The organism is Actinocorallia aurea (genome assembly GCF_054783995.1).
Window position 1 is genome coordinate 13991 of the sequence record NZ_BAAGPQ010000015.1, and the last position, 20270, is coordinate 34260.

The window sequence follows — 20270 nt, forward strand, 5'->3', positions numbered from 1 at the left end:
CTGGTTGACAATTCGCGATCCCGAGGCTGGCTTCTGCTACGAGCTAAGAGTCGCGGTAGATATGGCCCACAATAAGAGCGTGTCTTACGTGGATATTGGGGTGATCTGCCGGGATGATCGCTTGCTGTGTTGATGTCGACTTTGGGTTTGCGTCTGGTGCCCGATGGGCTGTGGCAGATGGTGGAGCCGTTGGTGCCGCAGTATCCGGCCAGGCGTCAGGGTGGTGGGACGGCTCCTGCTGATGACCGGGCGGTGTTCACCGCGATCGTGTACGTGTTGACCAGTGGTTGTGCCTGGCGGAATCTGCCGACGGAGTTCGGCGTCTCGCCCGCTACGGTGCATCGCCGGTTCGTGTTCTGGACCCGGCAGGACTTGTGGCAGGCCTTCCACCGGGCGGTACTGGACGAGCTGGGGTCTCGGGCGGAGGTCGACTGGAGCAGCGCGATCGTGGACGCCGCCGCGGTGCGGGCGAAAAAGGGGGCACGCTGACCGGCCCCAATCCGGTCGATCGGGGCAAGAAGGGCAGCAAACTCCACATCGTCTGCGACGGCCAAGGCCTGCCGCTTGCCGTGCTCGTCACCGGCGCCAACGTCCACGACATTCACGGATTCAAGCCGCTCATCGAGGCCATCGGGCCCGTCCGCTCCCGCCGCGGGCCCCGCCGGCGCCGACCCGAGAAGGTCCGGGCCGACAAAGCCTACGAAGCCGCCGAACTGCGCACCTGGCTACGCCGACGGGGCATCGTGCCGCGCATCGCCCGCAAGGGCATCGAAACCAACCAGCGGCTCGGCCGGCACCGCTGGAAGGTCGAGCGGACCTTCGCCTGGATCCTCGGCTACCGCCGCCTGGCCGTCCGCCACGAACGCCACGGCCACCTATTCACCGCCTTCCTCACCCTCGCCGCAGCCCTCATCTGCTACAAGAAACCCACCCGTATCACCACATAAGACACGCTCTAAGATGGGACTACAAGGCCAAGGTCTACTCAGACAGAAGGTGCGGTAAGGATCTTCTTGAAGGATGTGATCACGCCGGACAAAAATTGGCTTCATAATTAACTCAATACGACTATTTTGGGGAGTTGGTTTTGTTTTATTTAACTCTCTTGGAATTTTAATCGGTAAAACTGGCGCATTCCCACTCCACTTCAGGGCGAGAAGATCCAGCCAGTCGTCACAACATAAGGGTGTTGGGATCGTTATTCGGTAGAACATCTGCCGCGGAGTGGGTGCCGGCCCTGCGGGGTTGAAGTTACTGAGAGATGTAGAATCGTCCGTGGATAAGCACCGTCCGCAGCGGGAATGGTTGACGCTGGGACATGAACTCACCGAACGCACGTACCTGGACGAGGTCCCGTTGCCCCTGGTCTGAGGAGGAACGCTATGGATATCACGGAAGAGCTGATTGCTGCTCTTCAAGGTCCAGCCCTCGATCTGACCGCCGTGGAAGGTATCAACGGCGTGGGGCTGGGTATGCGAGAGGAGAACGAGGAGTTCCACGACGAGCTGGCCGTGCGGATTTACGTCGATGATGCCACGGATGTGCCTGAGCTGCCCACAAAGATCGCCGATCTGCCCGTGTGTATCGTCGAGTTCCCTATCGAACCATTGTTCGATCCAGACGATGGGCGACATGACACCCTCGTGGGCGGGGTGCAGATTGAACAAGCCCCGCGGAACGCCGGCACACTCGGGGCGGTGGTCATGCGCAACGACGACAACACCCTCGTGGGCCTGACCTGCCATCACGTCTCCGGAGGTATCGGACTTCGGGTCTTCCAGCCCACCGCGCCGCCAATGCCCATCGGTTCCACCCCCAATCTGGACGACAGCCTGGGTAAGGTGATCGACTTCGACTCCCCAGTGAAACAGACGATCCCGACCCCAGCCAACGGAAAGCTGTTGCTGGGAAGGCAGGTCGACGCCGCCATTTTCGATCTAGACGAAGCCGCTGCCCAGCCAGATCGTGACTTCTCTAACGAGATCGCCGACGGGTTCGGCGCGGTCACTCAAACGCTGGCGCCAAAGGTGGGGATGTTCGTCCGTAAACGCGGCTCCCAGACCGGCCCCACCGGCGGCCAGATTGTCGGTATGGGGCTGTTCATGAAATGGGATTGGGGCGACCCACCGGACGGGCATCTGTACTACATGGTCAACCAATTCGAGATCTCCTATATCCCGGGTGAATGCCCGGACGGGATCTTCGCCCGGGGCGGCGACTCGGGTTCGGTCGTCCTGCAAACCGGTACGAACAACGCCGTTGGCCTGCTGTGGGCCGGCAGACAGGAGGGCGGCGTACGAGCCTTTATGAGCGATATAACCATCGTGGAGCAACGGCTCAACGTGAGCCTCGCCTGGGACCCCACCTGACCGCCGGGCGGTCTATAACGATCAAGTTTGATTACTCAACATTCACGTCCTCGACCACATTGAGTCAGGCCACCGAGGGAATGCGGTCAACAATGCAAGAGACTCGGGTGGCCTCGTAATTCTGTAGACAGAGCTCTTCGTTGGAGGGTGCCATGCAAACCCCAAATGGCAGTGTCGGATTTTTCCCGTGGCTCATGACGATAGGCGATGAGACTGTCGAGTTCGAGTTCTCGGCCTACGATGAGTGGTCCTCACTTAAAGCCCAGTATGTATTCAGGAGCTTCGACCGTGTTTCAACTTCTGAACTTAAACAACGCCTTTCGTCCGTAATCCATGAAGAGGAAACGGTTGACATAGACCACATTTCTGAATCGGCCCTCGACGCCACGCTGTGGACTTTCTCCGAGGCTGAACCGACTTCGGCACTTGCGACTCAGGAAGTGCATCTGGATGTTCTCGGAAGCACCATAGGAGTCTGGGACGTGAAGTTCAGTACCCCCATCCATGAGTTCAAGCTTAACGGGGCATGGATTAAACATTGAGGAGCCGATCCTCAAGGAGCCAACCCCCTTACGGGCCCGTCCCTTCTCTCGACAGCAGTCCCTGCCGCGGCCGTGACGTCGGCGTCCGCCGACGCTGGCCTCCGTCGATTGGCGCTGCGTGTGACGATCAGCCACTTTTGGTACCCGGACCATACCCCGGCCACCACCGCCGATCCGCTCCACTACCTGGTGCTCGAGGTCGAGCCGGTGCCTGAAGCGCTCCGCCATGTCACTGTGCGGCGGACGCTGAACGACAAGGAGACGTTCGCCGAGGGACTGTCGATCCCGCTGAGGCACGGCGACTGCACCGTCTACCTGCCGTCCGAGGATGCCTACCAACTCATCAACGAGGGCTTGCACGCACGCAACACTCCAGCCGCGATCACCGTTCCTCCTACCGGTGGCCTGGCTCAGGAAGCCGCCCAGTGCCTGGACGAGCTGGAGCGCCTGCAGGACTGGGAGGACACGCCACTACTGCTGTGGCAGAGCATCCCGCCACGCTCCGCGCAGATCCTTCCCGGCCTGCACAGCAACGACGGAGTCCGAGGGGCGCTTCGCGACCAGGACGTTCTGCGGGCCGACGGCTTCGACTTCCAGGACACCTATGGCAGGCTCCGCGTCCACGAGGGAGGCTCTATCTGGGGATGAGTCGGCGTGCGGTGTGGGTGCGGCCCGACGGGCTCACCACTGCCGGGGCCATCGCGACCGCCTGCTGTGCTGGGCCATGGACGCCCGCGGCCGTCCCCAGCGCATCACACCTACACGCTGACGGAGATGACTCTGGAGTACTTCCGGCTTCTGCTCGCTGGCTCCCACGACATCCTGCACAGCGACGGAATCTTGCCGGAGGACGTGGCCTCTACGCGTGAGCGAAGGGGAACGTGCGCAACCGGGTATAGCCAGGCTGCGGTGTGTTGCCGCGCATCAGGTCGAGCCCGGCAGGCGTCCACGGGCTGCCCTCGAAGGCAGCGAGCCCGGCGGCCGGGGCCCGCAGGTCTCGGGGCTCATGGTTGCGGACCACGGTCAAGTGCGGCGTGAACACGCGGGACGGCACCGCGAGGCCCACCCTCCGTCCGGCCTCAGCGCACCGGCCGACCAACTCCGCGAGGACGGCAAGGTCACCGTCGACCCCCGCCCACAAGACCTCAGCGCGCTCGGGAACTCCCTCGGGGAACGTACCGGACCGGGCCAGGCCCAGCCGCGGCGCCGGTCTGCTTCGGACGGTTTCGGCGAGCAGGTCCGCCAGCGCGTCGGCTGTCTCGGCGTCGGCGTCCCCGTAGAACGCGAGCGTCAGGTGCCATTGGTCGCGGTCGGTCCAGGGCAGCCCTGGGTGGGCGCTGCGCGGCCCGGCGACGGCCAGTGCCAATGCGTCCAAGGCGGTCGTGGGCGGGTGGATCGCAGCGAACAGGCGCAAGAGAGGGGTCCTCTGCTCGGGGTCAGGACTGGATGTGTCGCGCCACGCGGGCGAGAAGGTCGAGTAGCGCCGCCTCCACTGCGTGAGGCCGGTGGAGATGCAGATAGTGCTCGCCGTAGTCGACGGTGACGTGGACAGCGTCCTCGGCCTGGCTGGCGAGGTCGGTCTGAAGAGCCAGCCATACCGGCCAGACTCTCTTCCGCCGGGCACTGCCTTCCGGTCCCACAGTCAGCACACACAGCGGCAGATCACCCAGAGGGCGGCGGCGGGCGTGGGCGGCGGCGAACCCGCGCAGCATGCCGAGGCGCTCGGCGATCCGGGCGCGTCGCTGCGTAAGCGTCACGTCGAACGCGAAACCCGTCTCCCTCCATTCGGGGGCGAACAGCTGCTCCGCGGTAGTCCGATCCATGCGCCGCCACCCGAGATCGTCCAGGGCCCGCCGCGCCCCGTACCAGGTGAGGCGGCGGCGGGCGGCGATCGCCCACTGCTCCCGCCGCCAGTTCACCTGCCCGAGGTGCGCGCGCATCAGCTCGTGGCTCGAATCGACCAGCAGCAGCCCGGCGACCCGGTCCCGGTAGCGGACGGCGACGTCCCTGGCGATGATCCCGCCCATCGAATGGCCGATGAGCACGACCGGCTCGGCGACAGCGGCGGCGTCCAGGAGCGCTACGAGCTCATCACCCAGAACCTCAACCGAGCGGACCGCACCCCGGGCGGGCCCGCTCCACCCCAGACCGGCCCGGTCGTACAACCACAGCCTCGCCCGGCCGCTCATCCGCTCCTGGAACGGCCGCCATTCCAGGCACGCCGTGCCGAGCGTTCTCTCACCCCGCACAGGGGCCCGTGCGCAGTGTCGTCCCGCCACAGGTGCACCTGGCGGCCGTCGACCTCCAGCATGGTGCCCGGCGGCGGATAGCGGCGCCGATCGTACTGCTCGCGGATGAGTTGATAGGCGGTCTGGCCACACCGGCGGCCGCGACCGCCCCGGCAATGGCCCATGCTGCTGAAGGTTTCGACAATGCCTTGCTCCGAGACGCGATGAGGGAGGTGATTCGCTTATCGGATGTGGTCGCTCGCATCCGAGGGCCGCACGGACAGCATGGTTGTAATCGCTGCGGCGATGAGGCCGAAGGCGAGGTGGCTAGTGGCTCGTCCCTGAACGTTCCTGGGCTATTTGATCTAGGCGGGTAGGCCCGGCAGCCTTGTCCCAGGCTCGTTCTGGGAGGTGGTCGTGGCACGCAAACCCGAGGTGTTCGTGCGGGCGTTGTCGATGGAGGAAGGCCGGAAGCTCCAGGGCATCACCCGGCGGGCGAAGGATCCGGTGAAGCTGCGGCGGGCGATCGTGGTGCTGATGTCCGCCCAGGGCCAGTCGGCGTCGGCGATCCGGTCGTTGATGCAGGTCAGCGACGACTACGTGCGGAGCGTCATCCATGCGTTCAATGAGCGGGGGTTCGACGCGCTGGACCCAAAATGTGCCCCTATGGGTTTCGTCAAGTGATGACGGCGGTCGGGGCTTGGTAGAGGGTGCCGTCGCGGAGCATGGCGAAGAGGACGTCGATGCGGCGTCGGGCGAGGGCGATGATGGCCGCGACGTGGTGCTTGCCTTCACGGCGCTTGCGGTCGTAGTAGGCGCGTGACTCCGGTTGGGCCAGCGAGGCGAACGCTGCCAGGTAGAACGCGCGTTTCAGCTGTTTGTTGCCTCGTTTGGATGGATGTTCCCCTCGGATGGAGGAGCCGGACTTCCGTGTGACCGGTGCGAGGCCGGCGTAGGCGGCCAGGTGCCGGGCGGTGGGGAAGGCCTCGCCGTCTCCGACATCGATCAGGATGCGGGCGGCGGTTCTGATTCCGATACCGGGCATGGAGGTCAGGATCTGGGAGAGGGAATGGGCTTTCAGCAGTTCCTCGATACGTTGGGCAAGGACTTGCCGCTGTTTCAGGAGCGACCCCAGCATGTCGGCGAGGTTGGGGACGATAAGGGCAGCGGCGTCGGTGCCCGGCACGATGACGGTCTGCTCCTCCAGCGCGGTAAAGACCTCGTCGATGAGGCGTTCAGCCATCCGGGGCGCCTTGGGACGGGTCAGGGTGACCAGCCGGCGTCTCCCCGCTTTCCTGATCTGAGCTGGGGAACCGAACCGTCCGAGTAGAGCGAGGACTGCCGGGTGCTCGAGCCGCGGCCCCAGCACCCTCTCCAGGCCGGGGTGGTGAATCGCCCCGGTTTTGTTAGAGACTTCCGGTGGTGGTTGTGAGCTGGGGTTTTGTGGTGGTCAGGTAGTAGTTGGTCTCGTATTCGGCGGGTGGGATGTGGCCGATCTCTCCGTGGAGTCGGCGGTGGTTGTACCAGTCGACCCATTCGGCGGTGGCGAGTTCGACGTGGGAGAGGGTCTTCCAGGGTCCGCGGCGTTTGATGATCTCGGTCTTGAACAGGCCGATGGTGGATTCCATGAGTGCGTTGTCGTAGGCGTCTCCGACCGAGCCGATCGATGCGGCGATCCCGGCGTTCTCCAGGTGTTCGGCCAGCTTGAAGCTGGTGTATTGCTTGAGTTCAACCTGTCGTTGCAACACCGGCCTGGATTGATCGTAGCTGTTCTTCGAATACCTCGGCGGGGGTGCGCCAGCCGAGGGTCTTGCGGGGCCGGTTGTTGAGTGCCAGGGCGACGGCTTCGAGGTCGTCGGCGGTCCATCTCGCCAGGTCGGTGCCTTTGGGGAAGTACTGGCGCAGGAGTCCGTTCGTGTTCTCGTTCGTGGGCCGCTGCCATGGGGAGTGCGGGTCGGCGAAGAACACCTTCGTGCCGGTGGCGAGCGTGAACTGCGCGTGGGCCGACAGTTCCTTGCCCCGGTCCCAGGTGAGGGTCTTGCGCAGATGTTCGGGCAGGTGGGTCATCGATGCGGTCAGGGCGGTGTTCATCGCGGTCGCGCCGTAGCCGCCGAGCGCGGGGCCGTTCTTCACCGGCGGTGCCTCGCCCCACCCGTCCAGCCTGGGCAGGTGCACCAGCAGCGTGGAGCGGCTGGTCCGTTCCACGAGCGTGCCGATCGCCGACCGGCCGGTGCCGATGATCAGGTCGCCTTCCCAGTGCCCGGGAACGGCGCGGTCGTCGGCTTCGGCAGGCCGCTGGGAGATGACGACGTCCGGGGTGATGTGGCCTTGCGGCTTGTTGCGGGACCTGGCGCGCGGCTGGCGCAGCGCGCGTCCGGTGCGCAGGCAGGCGACCAGTTCGCGCTTGAGCGCGCCGCGGCCCTGGATGAACAGGGCCTGGTAGATCGCCTCCTGGCTGATGCGCATCGACTTATCATCGGGGAAGTCGATCCGCAGCCGGTGGGAGATCTGCTCCGGGCTCCAGGCCGTCGCCCATCGCCGGTCCTGCCGATGCGCCTTGTTCAGCCCCTTCCACGCAGGCGGCTCGGGCCCTTCGACAACGGTGCCGTCGGGCCTGCGGACGTTCCCGCTCAGACGTTCCTGCACGTACTCGCGCAGCCGCGGATTCGACGCCAGCTTGGCGGTCTTGGGGCGCTTGGCCGCCTGCTGCGCCTTCCACTGCGCCACCGTGGCCCGATACTCCTGCTTACCGCTCCGCGTCGCGGCGTTGCGGCGCAGCTCACGCGAGATCGTCCCCGCATCGCGTCCGATACTGCGGCCGATCTCCCGCACGCCCTTGCCCTGCGCTCGCAGCAGGGCGATCTCCTCACGCTCGGCGAACGACAGATACCGGCCCGAGGGTTCGTCCAGGTTGATCGGCGGCATCCCGCCAGCGTGGCGAAACCACCGCACCCCGACCGGCGCCGACACGCCGACCTCCAACGCGGCCTCAACGGTGGTGATCCCCGCCGCGATCAGCCGCCAGAACTCCCGCTGCACCGCCCGCGACGGCTCAGGCCGACCCGGCGAACGCATCGCTGGCCGCAGCGCCCGATCCGCCGCCCATTGCCTCCGCGCGCCCTCCGGCACCAGCTCCGACCTCGTGCTTCTGCCCATCGCACACCTCCGCGATCAAGGTGTTGCGACGACCGGTTGAATCCGCCTTGACTGCCGGCGTCCGAGTGATGCACCAGCTCACCCGGCTTGTGGGGGTGGCCGTCGCGGTCGCGCTGCCACAGGCCCATCTCCAGCGCGTCCAGGACGAGCCGCGTCTGCTTGCTCCTCGAGGCCGCCCAGCCGACGATCCGTCGGGAGAAGGTGTCCACCACGAACGCGACATAGACCACCCCGGCCCAGGCCGCGACGTGCGTGAAGTCCGCGACCCAGCAGCGGTTCGGCGCCGAAGCGACGAAGTCGCGGTCCAGGAGGTCCGGAGCACGTGCCGCGGACGGATCCGGGATCGTCGTGACGACCTTCTTGCCGCGGACGACGCCGCTGATCCCGATCTCGCGCATCAGCCGCTCGACCGTGCAGCGCGCCACCTGGTGGCCCTGGCGGTGGAGTTCGCGCCAGATCTTCCTAGCTCCGTAGACCTGGTAGTTGTCGTCGTAGATCTCCTTGATCAGCGCCTTGAGCTCGCCGTCGCGCAGGGTCCGCGCGCAGGGTGCGGCCTGCCGCTGGTGGAAGGCGTAGTAGGTGGAAGGGGCGATCTTGCAGTCGTGCATGGTCAGCACGCGGCAGATCGGCTCGACACCGCCGAAGCGGTCCCGGAACTCGTCGATGAACGCTACGAGCGCTGATGTGGCCGGTCGAGCTCGGCCGCGAAGAAACTTGCCGCGGCCTTGAGGATCTCGTTCGCCCGCCGCAGCTCGGCGATCTCCTTCTTCAGTGCCTTGACCTGCGCTGCCTCTTCGGTCGTGGTGCCCGGCCTCCGACCGGTATCGACCTCGGCCTGACGCACCCAGTTCCGCAGGGTCTCCCGCGACCCGATCCCCAGCTTCTGCGCTACGGCCGCCATCGCCGCGGACTCGGTCGGGTAATCAGAGCGGACCTCGGCGACCATGCGGACCGCTCGCTGCCGCAACTCGGGAGGGTACTGGGACGGACGCGCCATGACTCAATCCTTACAAGTGATCAAGTCTCCAGGCAAACCGGGGCGATTCAGTGGCCAGCAGGGAGCGGGAGATGGCCGGGGCGATGTCGCGTGGCGGGCCGTCGGCTGCGAGGACGTGCTGGAAGCGGGACGTGTCCTTGCTCAGGCGTGGGTCGGCCAGCGCCTCCCGGGCTTCGGCGTAGCCGGTGATCAGCCAGAACGGGAACCTGCCGCCGTCCACTCGCTGAACCGGGCACTTCTCGCGCATCCGGGCGTAGAGGGGGTACGGGTCGCGGAAGAACGCGTCATCGAACATGGGTCGCCTTCTGGAGGGTGAGGGCTGTCGGTAGCGCGGCGGCGATGTCGGCGAGCCAGACGGCCTCGCCCGTCAGATCGGCCGGGTCGCCGTCCGGAGGCACGAGTTCGTCTCGTCGCTCCGCGGGGTTGTTCTTGCGGTGCTCCGCCAACGACAGGGCGATCAAGGTCGCCTCGATGACGGCGGCACGCCGTGTCGCCCCGACCTGAGCGGTGTCCGCCTCCGCGTCCGCCGCTTCCCGCGCGCCGGATTCCCGGTAGGGGGACAGCGCGGTCAGACCGTCGCGGATCTCGATGACCCTTCGCTGGAGCCTCCAGCGGGCACCGAGGTGCGCGGTCCCCGGCATGACGATCTGGGGGAACGCCTCGTACAGCAACCGCCATAGCGGCTCTAGGCGGGTGTGGAGTCGGCGGTCGGTCCACCAGCGCAAGGGGGCCGCCAGCGCCGGACCCCAGGCCGGGACCGTCATACCCACCACGATGAGCAGTACCGCGACCGCCGGGAACGCCACGGAGAACAGGCAGCCGACAGGCTGCACCGCCGACGGGCACGGTGCCTCGTGCCCGGCCAAGGGCAGCTCGATATCGAGGAGCTTCGACTGGACGAAAACGAACTTCTCCGCGAGGTATGCCAACGCGGCCACGGCTCCCCCTGCCACGCTCCGATCACCGAAGTCTCCGACTCGCGCAGGCACCGGGCTGCTCAGGAAACTCACCGCCATGACCGCGATGGCGATCGCATATCCGACCGACAGCCGGCGGATCGCGGCCCTCGCCCGCGACGCGGGGTAGCTGACGCTCAGCAGATGGGCGACGATGCCCAAGGCCGCCAGAAGCGTGCAGATGTTCGAGAGCAGCCTGCCCAGATTCGGGAAGATGCGGCTCTCGACGGCTTGGGCGGTGTCCGACAGCACCACGAACGCCGACCCCAGCGTCACCAGCAGCAGACACAGCGCGCGCTGGCCTGCGCGCTCAGGGCCTCGTCTGAGGTCACGTCCCTTGACCATGGCCGCCGCGAAAGCCGCCGCAGCGACCGAGAAGAACACCGCATCGATCACGACAACTCACGCTCCCGCCATGGCGACCGGCCCCAGGTGCTCTCCAGTCGCGTCAGCACTTCCGCCGCGACTCGATCCCGGATGGGCGCGGCCATCCGGCGCTCACGAACCCGCGCGAGCACCAGACTCGCGAAATACTCAGCCTGCTCTTCCTGATGATCGCTATAGGCACTGCGGCCCAAGACCTTCCGCACAAGCGCCGGGTCCAGCGACGGCAGCAGGAGTGACGCCAACTCTTCGACGCCCATCCCGGAATCTTTGTGCTCGAAGAGCAGGTGGCCTATCTCATGCAACGCAATATGCTCACGGTGGTACCGGGTACTCCCCTCCACCGTGAAGACATGGTCGGCGCCATCAGTCGAGATATACAGGCCATAAGGCGAGCCGACCCCGGTCGGCAAAGTCGCCAGAACCCGAAGAGGACGACCTCGTCTCTTCTGCAGGAGCGAACAGAAGACCTCGAAGTCCCACGGATCCGGGACCTCCAACTCTCGGACCAACTCCCGGCATTCTTTCCGACGGGCGCGGCCTAGCAAACGAACCTGCCCCGCAGATTCCGCGTTTCAGACCGCACACCGGGCCCCGGCGCGCTTCCTCCCACGAACTCCTTTTCGCTGACCGGTATGCGAAACACCGCCGGCCATCACCTCTTCCCCTCGGAATCCACAGACCTCAACAGAGCGATCTCGCAGCGCTGGGACCGCGGATCACTCTCCACAGAGGCATTGTTCCGCACGCGTGATCACGACCGCCGAGAATTCAATGAGAATGAGATACGCGCGGAATGATCACAATCGGGAGAGATATCTGCATTGCCTGAGGCTAAGAAGAAGACAAACACCCCGGAAACCGGGCACCGAGCTTTACCATGTAGATTTTTTTTGGAGCGGGCAGGCGACTACGGGTCATGGGGCCTCTAGATTAGGGACCGCCGAAATCCCCGGCGTGGTCGAACAGCCAGCGTGCAAACACGAAAAGTATGGACCCGACCCACATAGGGGGCCGGGCCCACATTCACTGCGCACCACCGGCATGACAAACCCCGCCGACTCCAACCCGGGACAATTCGGAGAAAAGGGGCATCTCTGACACTTCTTCGCCGCAGTTTTCAGGGTGGCCAGCGCGAGCGCCCGCCGGTGCGCCGAGCGTTCGGGGGGCGGCCAGCCGGACAGGGCGAGAGGAGCTGCCACAGGGTGCGCGTGGTGGCCATGGGGTGACAGCTACGTCACTCTGCTAACTTTTTCGCTAACTTTCTGCTAGCGTCCGACTTCAACGGGTTCATGAAGCTGGGCGGAGCCGCAGGTCAGGCTATAGGCCGAGGTCGCGGCTGATGATCATCTTCATGATCTCGTTGGACCCGGCCCAGATCTTGGTGACGCGGGCGTCGGTCCAGGCTTGGGCGGTGCGGTATTCGGTCATGTAGCCGTAGCCGCCGTGGAGTTGGACGCAGGCGTCGATGATCTGGTTCTGGATTTCGGCGGACCACCATTTGGCCTTGGCGGCGTCGACGGGGGTCATTTCGCCGGTGAGGTGGTTGGTGAGGCAGGCGTCGATGAAGGCTTGGGTGACGTCGGCCTTGGTGGCCAGTTCGGCGAGGAGGAAGGCGTTGTGCTGGAATTTGCCGATGGGCTGGCCGAAGGCTTCGCGGGTCTTCACGTAGTCCAGGGTTTCGGCCAGGACCTGGGTGGCGTGGGCGAGGTTCGTCACGGCGGAGCCGATGCGTTCCTGGGAGAGGAATTTCATCATGGAGATGAAGCCCATGCCTTCTTCGCCGATCAGGTTCTCGGCGGGGACGCGGACGTCGGTGAAGAAGAGCTCGGCGGTGTCGGATTCGGGCTGGCCGACCTTGTGGAGTTTGCGGCCGCGTTCGAAGCCGGGGGTGCCGGCTTCGACGGCGAAGAGGCTGATGCCCTTGGCGCCCTTGGCGGGGTCGGTACGGGCGGCGACGATGACGAGGTCGGCGCTGTAGCCGTTGGTGATGAAGGTCTTGCCGCCGTTGATGATCCAGTCGGAGCCGTCCTTGACGGCGACGGTCTTCAGGGCGGCGAGGTCGGAGCCGCCGGAGGGCTCGGTCATGCCGATGGCCGTCCAGAGCTCGCCCGTGCAGAAGCGCGGGAGCCAGCGCTGCCGCTGCTCCTCGGTCGTCAGCTTGACGAGGTAGGGGGCGACGATGTCGGCGTGGATGCCGAGGCAGGAGGCGTAGCCCATGCTGACCTTGGCGAATTCCTCGTTGGCGACGACGTTGAAGCGGAAGTCCTCGGCACCGGAGCCGCCGTACTGCTCGGGGACCTCCAGGCCGAGGATGCCGAGGTCGCCGGCCTCGCGCCAGACGTCGCGGTCGATGGAGCGCTGCTCGACGAACTTGGGGTAGTTCGGCTTGAGGACGCGGTCGGCGAAGCCGCGGACGGTCTCCCTGAAGGCGTCGTGGTCCTCGTTGAACAGTGTGCGGCGCATCGGCTGCCTCCCGGTTCGTCCTGATTAAGCGCTTGCTTAATGTAGCCCACGCCGTCAGCGGCCCGGCCTGGCGGGGGCGGCGGCACAGCGGCCGGCTGCGCCCGCACAGGGAGACCTGGGTCACCTTTTCTTTCCTGACACCCTTGCTCAAGAGCTATGGCCCCCGACATCCTGGGAGGAATCCCACCCCGGATCATGAGGAGCTGCGCTGCCGTTGGACGGATTGACCCTCGGCTCCTTGGGCGCGGCCCTGCTCGGGACCGGCGTTTACTACGTCGCCTTCGTGCTCTTCCGGCACGCCGCCCTGCGGATGCCGCCCTTGCGCGGAGGCAGGCCCTTCCAGACGGCCTGGTCCATGCTCTCGGACGGCGTCTGGTTCATGGGCGGGCTCATGCTGTTCGTCGGGCTCGTGTACCAGGTGATCGCCTTCTCCTGGTTGCCTCTGGGAGTCGCCCAGCCGGCCTTCGCGGCGAGCCTCCTTGTGCTGATCGCCTATAGCTCGGCGTATCTCGGGGAGAGGCTGAGCGGCCGGGAGTGGGTCAGTGTTGGGCTGTTCGGGGTGGCGATCGTCTTCCTGGGGTTGTCCGGGGGGCTCAAGGCCGACGAGCTGGACGCGTCGGCGCCTTCGCTCCCCCTTCTCGCTCTCGTCGTGGTGCCGCCGCTCATGATCGCGGGCCTCGTGTGGCTCGTGGGCGACCGGCGTACGGGCGGACGGCATGCGAAGCCCCTTGCGGGGGTCGCCTACGGGATCGGGGCCGGAGTCTGCGCGGGCGTCGCAGAGACGGGCATCCGCGGGATCGCCGCCGTGTGGGCCGCGCAGGACAGCGTCTGGGCCGTGCTGATGTCGCCGTACCCCTACCTGACGCTCGGGATGGCCGGGCTCTCCCTCCTCCAGCTCCAGGTCGCGCTGCAGAGGTGCCGCCTCGTCATCGTCGCGGTGATCCTCACCGTGACCGGGCGGGCGATGCTCGTCCTGTGCAGCACCGTCCTGTTCGGTGAGCCGTGGCCGTCCGACGCCGCGTCTCTGGTGCTGCGCTACGGCGGCTTCGCCGTGCTCCTCGTCGGGATCGTCCTCTTTCCGCACCATGAGGCGCCGCGCTCGACGGTGCCCGCGCTGCGGCCGCTGCGCAGGATCGCCGAGAACAGGTCCTGATGGCATCGCCTTCTACCGCCGCCCCTGGCCACCACCGCTGCCTGAGTCACACGCCGCCCTCCACGGCGGAGAATCTCTGCTTGACCGCGGTTTCGCCCAGGCGCGAAGATCGTCCGTGTTGAGGCGGTGCGGGTGATCGGGGAGAGATGCGAGCGAGGTATGCGGTCGTCGCGGCGGCGGTCGCCGTCGCGAGTGTGGTCGGCGGGTCGGCGGCCGTCGGGCGGCAGGAGAACGGCGGGCCTGAGGCGTTGCGGATGGCGACGGTCGCGCGACCCGTCGCCGCGGCGGCGCGGTTCGGGCTTGAGCGGATCGCCCTCGCGGACAAGAAGGTGTACGGCGGGTATCGGACCCGGGGAACGGTGTACTTCACGAAGGCCGCGGGCTCAGAGCTGCGGGTGGCGATCGCGGCGCCGGGCCTGAAGGCGCCCCGGACGGTGAAGGTGCCGAAGGGGGCCCGGTCCGCGTCGTTCTGGGTCGGCACGCGGCCCACCGGGAAGAAGGCCACCCGAACCGTCAAGGCCTCCTTCGCGAAGAAGACGCTGAAGGCCTCGCTCACGGTGCTGCCGTTGCCGTCGCTGAGCGGTCTCGCGCTCTCGGTGCCGAAGGTGACGGCCGGCGGTTCGCTGACCGGGACTGTGCGGCTCTCCGGCCCGGCACAGCCCGGCGGCAGCCGGATCGCGCTGTCGAGCGACGTGCCGTCGGTGCGGGTGCCAGGCTCGGTCAAGGTCAGGGAGGGCGCGCGGACCGCGACGTTCAGGGTGTCCTCGGCGACGAAAGGTCCCGCGGGGAAGGCGACGATCACCGCTCGGCGCGGCTCGGTCGAGCGCACGGCGTCGGTGCGGGTTCTCGCCGCTCCGGTCGCCTCGCCCCCGACCGCGCCGGGGCCCGCGCACCCTTCGCCGTCGCCCGCTCCGACGCAGACGCCCACGCAGCAGCCCACCCAGCAGCCCGAACCGGCCGGGCCGAAGGTCAGCGGCCTCCTGGTCGACCCCGGGGTCATCGCCACCGGCGAGACCGGCACGGGCACCGTCACGCTTGACGGCCCCGCCCCCGCGCACGGCACGAAGGTGACTCTGGCGGTCACTCACGGGGAGGCATATGTGCGGATCCCTGAGACGGTGACCGTGCCTGCGGGCCAAGGCTCCGCCGACTTCGCCGTCACCGGGGTCGAGCCCGCGGACGCCGTCCACACTGATGTCCGGATCTCGGCCTCCGCCGGAGGGAGCACGGAGTTCAGGCTGTTCAACGTCGCCCCGCCTCTCCGGCTGCGCTCCTTCACCGCCGACAAGGTCGTCTACGACCAGATGACCGGGTACGCGGTTCTCGAGCTCAACGGCCCCGCCACGCCTGGGCTGTCCGTCGAGGTCACCGGTGATGCGCCGCTGCGCGTCGAATCGTCCCCCGTCTCCTTCGGCTTCGGAACCCGGGAGCAGACGGTCGCCTTCCAGGTGGGTCAGGCCTTCACGCCCGGCACGATCACCCGGGCCGTGCCCGTGACGCTGAAGGCCGCGGGGCTCGGCACGACGCTCACCTGGGGTCTGACGGCCGCGCCCGGCCTGGTCTCGATGACCGCGGACCTCCCCGGCGGCTGGGACATCCCCGACGAGTTCACCACCCGTGTCACCCTCGGTGGCCCGGCGAACGAGGCGATGCGCATCACCACCCGTCCCGCGCCCAACGACGACACCCTGGGCCTCGTGGACTCCCCCGTGATCCCCGCGGGCGCGACCACCTACGAGTTCCGGATGAGACTCACCGGTGAGTACAGACGCGTCGCCGACGTCATCCTGTTCGTCGCCGGGCGCAAGGTGAAGTTCGGCATCAACTTCGGCAACGTGTACCTCATCTGACGACGCCGCCCGTGCCATCGGTGCCCAGGAGGGTCTTCCGGGCTCGGGATCAGGGCGGAGGGGCTGCGGGCCGAGGAGAAGCCCGTCGCCCTGACGCCGTTGGTGTGGCCCGCGCCGATCAGGGTGGACGTGCCGGGGAGGTGGGCCGTGGCGCGCTCGGCGGGTCCGCCGCCGGGCCCGGGCTCGGCCTTCCGGGGGTGGGGCAGGAGGCCGAGCAGGGGCGTCACTTGACCTGGAAGATGGCGGTGGAGGCCTGGCCCTCGCCGAACTCCCAGGCGGCGACGGTCTCGTGGCCGGGGCGGGCGCCGATCCGGTCGAGGTCATAGGGGCAGCGGGTGCCGGCGTAGTAGGCGCCATCGCTGCGGGCCCACTGGGCGGTCAGGCAGAGCATGCGCAGGTGGTCGCGCAGGGCGGGGTGGGAGACGGCGCGCAGGGCCTCTTCCCACGCGGGTTCGACCTCGGCGCCGCCGAAGAAGGGGACGAGGCCGCCGGGTCCGGCCGCGGTCCAGGTGGCGGTGCGCAGGGCGTCGAGGAGGGTGCCGTCGGTGCGGACGCGCTGGAGCCACTGGACGCGGCCCATCAGGTCGGCGCCGTCGGCCTCACCGAGGTCGGCGCGGTGCTCTTCGAGGACGCGCAGGAGGTCGGCGCCGGAGACCGTCCGCTGGAAGCCGGCTCCGGTCGCGACCCGCTCCAGGGCCGGGCCTATCCGCTCGCCGAGGCCGCCGTCCGGCGCGAGGAGGTCCTCTTCGATCAGCCACAGTGAACCGGGGTGGTCGGACGGCCAGCCGGCCCAGCTGAACGGCGGGGCGTCGTAGTCGTCCTCGTCATCGGGCGCACCCGCCTCGCCGCGGGCGAACGCGGCGAGGTCGAGGTCGCCGCTGAGGAGGTCTTCGAGCATCAGGAACGACAGCTCGTCGTTCCAGGTGTAGAGCTCGTACCGCGCGTCGGCGGGGAACGCGTCGAGCGGCCGGCCCAGCAGCACCGCGAAAGCGTGCGCGAGGTCGCGGTGCCACCCATCGGGGGCGGAGGTCATAGGGGCTCCTTCACGCATGTTCCGGACGCCCCTGTTCTAGCGGTCGGGGAGCCGCCGCCGCCGGGAAAACGGCGATCACGCGTCGTCGGCCGGTGTCGTCGCTCAGGAGCGGGCGGCGCCCTTCCAGAGGGGGCCGGCGAAGGTCGCGAGGGCGTGGACGACCTGGGTCTGCGGAGCGCCGAACGCGGTGAGGGGGCAGACGATGATCCAGCCGGTCGCGTCGTCGACGTAAGGGCGCAGGCCGCGGGGGTGGCGGTGGCGGGGAAGGGGGGCGCTGAAGGTGGGATGGAGGCGCAGGAGGGGCGGCCCCTGCGGTGGGGTGTGCACGCCCGCGTCCGTCGTGTCCGCCCAGGCGAAGGTGTAGGCGGTGGCGCCGACCTTGAGCTCCAGGCCCGCGTCGTCCACGCGGAGGCTGTGGTGCTCACGTCGGCGGCGGTAGGGGATCGCGGTCGCGCCGACCGCCGCCGCCAGGGTCGTGAAGCAGGCGCCGACCGCGGTGAACGCCTTCACCTCGTGGTAGTCCGCGTCGCAGGCGAAGATCTCGTTCCCCGTCCGCAGCGAGTCCCGGCAGGAGCGGACGTCCTCGCTCAGGCCCAGGGCCACGGAGAAGGCTCCCGCGGCGACGGCGAGGACCGCGCAGACCCAGAAGACGGCCTTCCAGGTCGGTCCGGTGCTGCGGTGCGCGAAGGTCACGCCCGCGCGGGCCGGTGCGGGGGCGGCGGAGTCCTGCGGCGAGGAGGGCTCCGGGACGGCCGGGGGCTCCTCTCCCAGGGAGAGGGCACGGAGCGAGGCGCCGACGGCGCCGGCGTCGGCCGGGCGGTCGGCAGGGTCCTTGGCGAGCATGCGGCGAACGAGCCGATCGAGGTCGGGCGGGGTGTCCGGGCGCAGATCGCGCGGCGGCGCCGGCTCCTCGGTGAGGTGCCGGTGCCCGAGCGCCATCCCGTTGCCCTGGAAGGGCGGAGCGCCGGTGAGCAGGGCGTGGACGGTGCAGCCGAGCGCGTAGACGTCGGTGCGCGCGTCGACGGGCTCGGCCCGCCACTGCTCGGGCGCCATGTACGCGGGGGTCCCGAGGATCCTTCCCTCGACGGTGAGCGCGGTGGCCTCGGCGAGCCGGGAGATCCCGAAGTCGCAGAGCTTCACCGAACCGTCGGCGAGCAGGAGGACGTTCGAGGGTTTCACGTCGCGGTGCACCACGCCGCGGCTGTGGGCGTGCGCCAGGGCGTCCGCGAGCCGCACCGCGATGTCGACCACTCGGTCCATCGCCATGCGCCGCCCGTTCTGCAAGACGCCGTTCAGGTCGGTGGCGTCGAGCAGCTCCATGACGAAGAAGGGGCTGCCTCCGTGCCGTCCCACGTCGTGCACGACGGTGATGCCGGGATGCTGGAGCGACGCGGCGTTCCGCGCCTCGCGCAGGAGGCGGGCGGCGACCTGCGCGTTCTCCCGGAGCCCCGCGTCGACGATCTTCACCGCCACGTCGCGGTCGAGGTCGAGGTCCCGGGCCGCCCAGACCTCCCCCATGCCGCCCCGGCCGATCCTGCGGTCGAGGCGGTACCGCCCGGCCAGGACGGATGCGGGCTCCATCGCCACCTCCACCGCTCACCGCGAGAGCCCGTCCGGCCCGCCCGGGCGGCGCCTGCCGGACAGGATCCGGACCCACGGGATCGCCGACGGATCCCTCAACCGGCAGCGTAGGCGCGCGGGATCAAGATCGGGCCGGAACGCCCGTGCGGGGCTCCTGCGGACCGGTTCCGGTCCGCAGGCGGAGCGGTGGCACCGGTCTCGGACGCGCGCGGCCCGCGGACCGCCTCACTCGGCGACGCCGGAGTGCCCGGTGATCCGTTCGATGCGCAGCCGACACAGGAGGGCGGTGGGGCCCGCGTTGCGGCGGCCGAAGTCGGCGACGACGAACCAGACGGGCGCGACGTGCGAGGCGCCGTCCGGCGAGGCCGTCGCCAGCCTGCCGGTGCGGGTGCCGACGGCGAGGAACTCGATCGCCTGCGGCCTGGTCATGGTCTCCATGCCGCCGACCTTCCCCGTTACGGCGCACCGCCCGCGCCTCGGGACGGGCGTGTCGTCGACTGGGCCCGGCATGCCCCGGCCATCCGGGCGGAGATCCATCGCGGCATCGACGACGCGGACTACGTGATCGCCCTCAAGGTGCTCCGGCAGCTGATCCGCAACACCGGCGGCGAGGTCTGAGGACGCCGCCGACGAGGTCACAAGTCGCGGAGAAGGCGGGCGGTCAGGGAGTCGAGGCGCAGGGCGAGGTCGGGGTCGAAGTCCTTGCCTTCGAGGGGGACGGGCTTGGCCCGCATGAACGCCGACAGCGGGGCCTTGGGCGGGTTGTCGAGATGGGCCGCGATGGGACCGATCGCCTTGTCGACGGACTGGGCCGCGACCAGGCCCAGCGCCTTCGTGAGGAGCTTGAAGGGCAGGGGCAGGGGGTCGGCCATGCCGGTGCGGACGAAGCCCGGGTTGTAAAGGACGTACCGGGTGCGGGCGTCGGGGTGGCGCAGGGGGAAGGCGGTGCCCAGAAGGTCGACGAGCCGGGAGGCCTGCATGGCGGCGGCCTTGCCCGAGTAGCCGGAGGTGAGCTGGAGGTCGTCCCAGGAGATGACGCCGGGAAGGCCGCCCGGTCCGGCGAGGTTCATGACGACGGGCCCGTCCGCCTTCTCCAGGGCGGGCAGCAGCCCATGGCCGATGAAGTACCTGCTCAGGTAGAAGAGCGCGAAGGTGAACTCCAGGCCGTCCTGGGTCTCGGTCCTCTTCGCGGCGAACCTCTGCGCGCCGAAGACGACGCCGTCCACGACGTCGGCCTGGGCGGTCACCTCGTCCACCGCCTCGCGCATCCCCGTGACCGTCGAGAGGTCCGCGCGCACGAACACCGCGCGCTCGGCCGCCCCCAACCGCGCCGCCTCCGCGAGCAGAGCGCGCCCCTTGGCTTCCCCGCTCGCCAGCGCGAGCACCCTGTCCCCGCGTGCGAGGAGCCTCAAGGCGAGCCCCTTGCCCATCCCGTCGGTCCCGCCGGTGATCACGTAGGTCCGCACAGCCGATCTCCTTTGAAGTCATCGCTCGATGACTTGAAGGCTAGGAAGATCGCGGAAGTCAAGTCAACAATTGGTGACTTGTGTTGACG

20 protein-coding genes and 2 pseudogenes are annotated in these 20270 nt (G+C 68.2%); 7 read left to right on the forward strand and 15 right to left on the reverse strand.

From position 1 onward, the window contains the following. Window positions 1-132: 132 nt before the first annotated feature. From ACYVOM_RS19685 to ACYVOM_RS19700, 4 genes are all read left to right on the forward strand, one after another. Window positions 133-947, forward strand: a protein-coding gene (locus ACYVOM_RS19685; protein WP_460305318.1) for an IS5 family transposase whose coding sequence is annotated in 2 segments (ribosomal slippage) — window positions 133-477 and window positions 480-947 — 813 coding nt in all. Because the reading frame shifts where the segments join, the coding sequence is not laid out codon by codon here. A 435-nt stretch (window positions 948-1382) separates the two neighbouring features. Continuing rightward, window positions 1383-2369: a chymotrypsin family serine protease gene (locus ACYVOM_RS19690; protein ID WP_460304875.1), complete on the forward strand. Its 987-nt coding sequence runs from the start codon at window positions 1383-1385 to the stop codon at window positions 2367-2369. Between the two features lie 152 nt (window positions 2370-2521). Then, entirely contained in the window at window positions 2522-2911 is a 390-nt protein-coding gene (locus ACYVOM_RS19695) for a hypothetical protein (protein WP_460304876.1), read from the forward strand. Between the two features lie 108 nt (window positions 2912-3019). Then, window positions 3020-3559 (forward strand): hypothetical protein, encoded by a 540-nt coding sequence (locus tag ACYVOM_RS19700; protein ID WP_460304877.1) that lies wholly within the window; start codon window positions 3020-3022, stop codon window positions 3557-3559. Window positions 3560-3770: 211 nt separating this feature from the next. Here ACYVOM_RS19700 and thpR read toward each other — a convergent pair whose 3' ends face one another. Together thpR and ACYVOM_RS19710 are read right to left on the reverse strand one after the other, a co-directional pair. Beyond that, complete coding sequence (gene thpR / locus ACYVOM_RS19705) at window positions 3771-4325, reverse strand: RNA 2',3'-cyclic phosphodiesterase (RefSeq protein WP_460304878.1); 555 nt, start codon at window positions 4323-4325, stop codon at window positions 3771-3773. A 22-nt stretch (window positions 4326-4347) separates the two neighbouring features. Continuing rightward, window positions 4348-5160, reverse strand: coding sequence for an alpha/beta fold hydrolase (locus ACYVOM_RS19710; RefSeq protein ID WP_460304879.1), 813 nt, complete (start codon window positions 5158-5160; stop codon window positions 4348-4350). A 396-nt stretch (window positions 5161-5556) separates the two neighbouring features. On the opposite strand from ACYVOM_RS19710, the gene ACYVOM_RS19715 reads away from it, so the two are divergent. Then, window positions 5557-5823, forward strand: coding sequence for a helix-turn-helix domain-containing protein (locus tag ACYVOM_RS19715; RefSeq protein WP_460304880.1), 267 nt, complete (start codon window positions 5557-5559; stop codon window positions 5821-5823). On the opposite strand, the pseudogene ACYVOM_RS19720 reads toward ACYVOM_RS19715, so the two are convergent. The 9 genes and pseudogenes from ACYVOM_RS19720 to ACYVOM_RS19760 form a co-directional block, all read right to left on the reverse strand. Beyond that, window positions 5816-6526, reverse strand: a pseudogene (locus ACYVOM_RS19720) (IS110 family RNA-guided transposase); the annotation flags it as partial. The gene ACYVOM_RS19715 and the pseudogene ACYVOM_RS19720 overlap by 8 nt on opposite strands. Before the next feature lie 19 nt (window positions 6527-6545). Then, a pseudogene (locus ACYVOM_RS19725) lies at window positions 6546-6860 on the reverse strand (integrase core domain-containing protein); the annotation flags it as partial. Window positions 6861-6867: 7 nt separating this feature from the next. Next, window positions 6868-8214, reverse strand: coding sequence for an IS30 family transposase (locus ACYVOM_RS19730; RefSeq protein ID WP_460304881.1), 1347 nt, complete (start codon window positions 8212-8214; stop codon window positions 6868-6870). After that, window positions 8154-8960: an IS3 family transposase gene (locus ACYVOM_RS19735; protein WP_460305319.1), complete on the reverse strand. Its 807-nt coding sequence runs from the start codon at window positions 8958-8960 to the stop codon at window positions 8154-8156. The genes ACYVOM_RS19730 and ACYVOM_RS19735 overlap by 61 nt, the downstream gene beginning before the upstream one ends. Before the next feature lie 5 nt (window positions 8961-8965). After that, window positions 8966-9292, reverse strand: a complete 327-nt coding sequence (locus tag ACYVOM_RS19740; RefSeq protein WP_460304882.1) for a transposase — start codon at window positions 9290-9292, stop codon at window positions 8966-8968. Window positions 9293-9302: 10 nt separating this feature from the next. Continuing rightward, window positions 9303-9587, reverse strand: a complete 285-nt coding sequence (locus tag ACYVOM_RS19745; RefSeq protein WP_460304883.1) for a hypothetical protein — start codon at window positions 9585-9587, stop codon at window positions 9303-9305. Further along, window positions 9577-10644 carry an MAB_1171c family putative transporter gene (locus tag ACYVOM_RS19750; RefSeq protein WP_460304884.1) on the reverse strand — a complete coding sequence of 356 codons (1068 nt, stop codon included), beginning with the start codon at window positions 10642-10644 and terminating at the stop codon, window positions 9577-9579. Before ACYVOM_RS19750 ends, ACYVOM_RS19745 begins: the two co-directional genes overlap by 11 nt. Continuing rightward, on the reverse strand, window positions 10641-11132 hold the full coding sequence (locus tag ACYVOM_RS19755; protein WP_460304885.1) for a hypothetical protein: 492 nt from the start codon (window positions 11130-11132) through the stop codon (window positions 10641-10643). Before ACYVOM_RS19755 ends, ACYVOM_RS19750 begins: the two co-directional genes overlap by 4 nt. A gap of 820 nt (window positions 11133-11952) precedes the next feature. Further along, complete coding sequence (locus tag ACYVOM_RS19760; RefSeq protein WP_460304886.1) at window positions 11953-13098, reverse strand: acyl-CoA dehydrogenase family protein; 1146 nt, start codon at window positions 13096-13098, stop codon at window positions 11953-11955. A 214-nt stretch (window positions 13099-13312) separates the two neighbouring features. Between ACYVOM_RS19760 and ACYVOM_RS19765 the strand changes: the two genes are divergently transcribed. Both ACYVOM_RS19765 and ACYVOM_RS19770 read left to right on the forward strand, forming a co-directional pair. Continuing rightward, a complete protein-coding gene (locus ACYVOM_RS19765; RefSeq protein ID WP_460304887.1) occupies window positions 13313-14251 on the forward strand; it encodes a hypothetical protein in 939 nt (312 codons plus the stop codon). Between the two features lie 146 nt (window positions 14252-14397). Next, window positions 14398-16101 (forward strand): hypothetical protein, encoded by a 1704-nt coding sequence (locus ACYVOM_RS19770; protein WP_460304888.1) that lies wholly within the window; start codon window positions 14398-14400, stop codon window positions 16099-16101. 223 nt (window positions 16102-16324) lie between these two features. Here the strand turns inward: ACYVOM_RS19770 and ACYVOM_RS19775 are convergent, their stop codons facing one another. The 4 genes from ACYVOM_RS19775 to ACYVOM_RS19790 all read right to left on the reverse strand — a co-directional run bounded on the left by ACYVOM_RS19775 (window position 16325) and on the right by ACYVOM_RS19790 (window position 20181). Further along, window positions 16325-17134, reverse strand: coding sequence for a hypothetical protein (locus ACYVOM_RS19775; RefSeq protein ID WP_460304889.1), 810 nt, complete (start codon window positions 17132-17134; stop codon window positions 16325-16327). A 102-nt stretch (window positions 17135-17236) separates the two neighbouring features. Continuing rightward, the gene (locus tag ACYVOM_RS19780) at window positions 17237-18715 is read right to left on the reverse strand and encodes a serine/threonine-protein kinase (RefSeq protein ID WP_460304890.1); all 1479 of its coding nucleotides are present in this window, start codon (window positions 18713-18715) and stop codon (window positions 17237-17239) included. A 225-nt stretch (window positions 18716-18940) separates the two neighbouring features. Further along, window positions 18941-19153, reverse strand: a complete 213-nt coding sequence (locus tag ACYVOM_RS19785; RefSeq protein WP_460304891.1) for a hypothetical protein — start codon at window positions 19151-19153, stop codon at window positions 18941-18943. Between the two features lie 197 nt (window positions 19154-19350). After that, window positions 19351-20181 carry an SDR family NAD(P)-dependent oxidoreductase gene (locus tag ACYVOM_RS19790; RefSeq protein ID WP_460304892.1) on the reverse strand — a complete coding sequence of 277 codons (831 nt, stop codon included), beginning with the start codon at window positions 20179-20181 and terminating at the stop codon, window positions 19351-19353. Window positions 20182-20270: the final 89 nt, after the last annotated feature.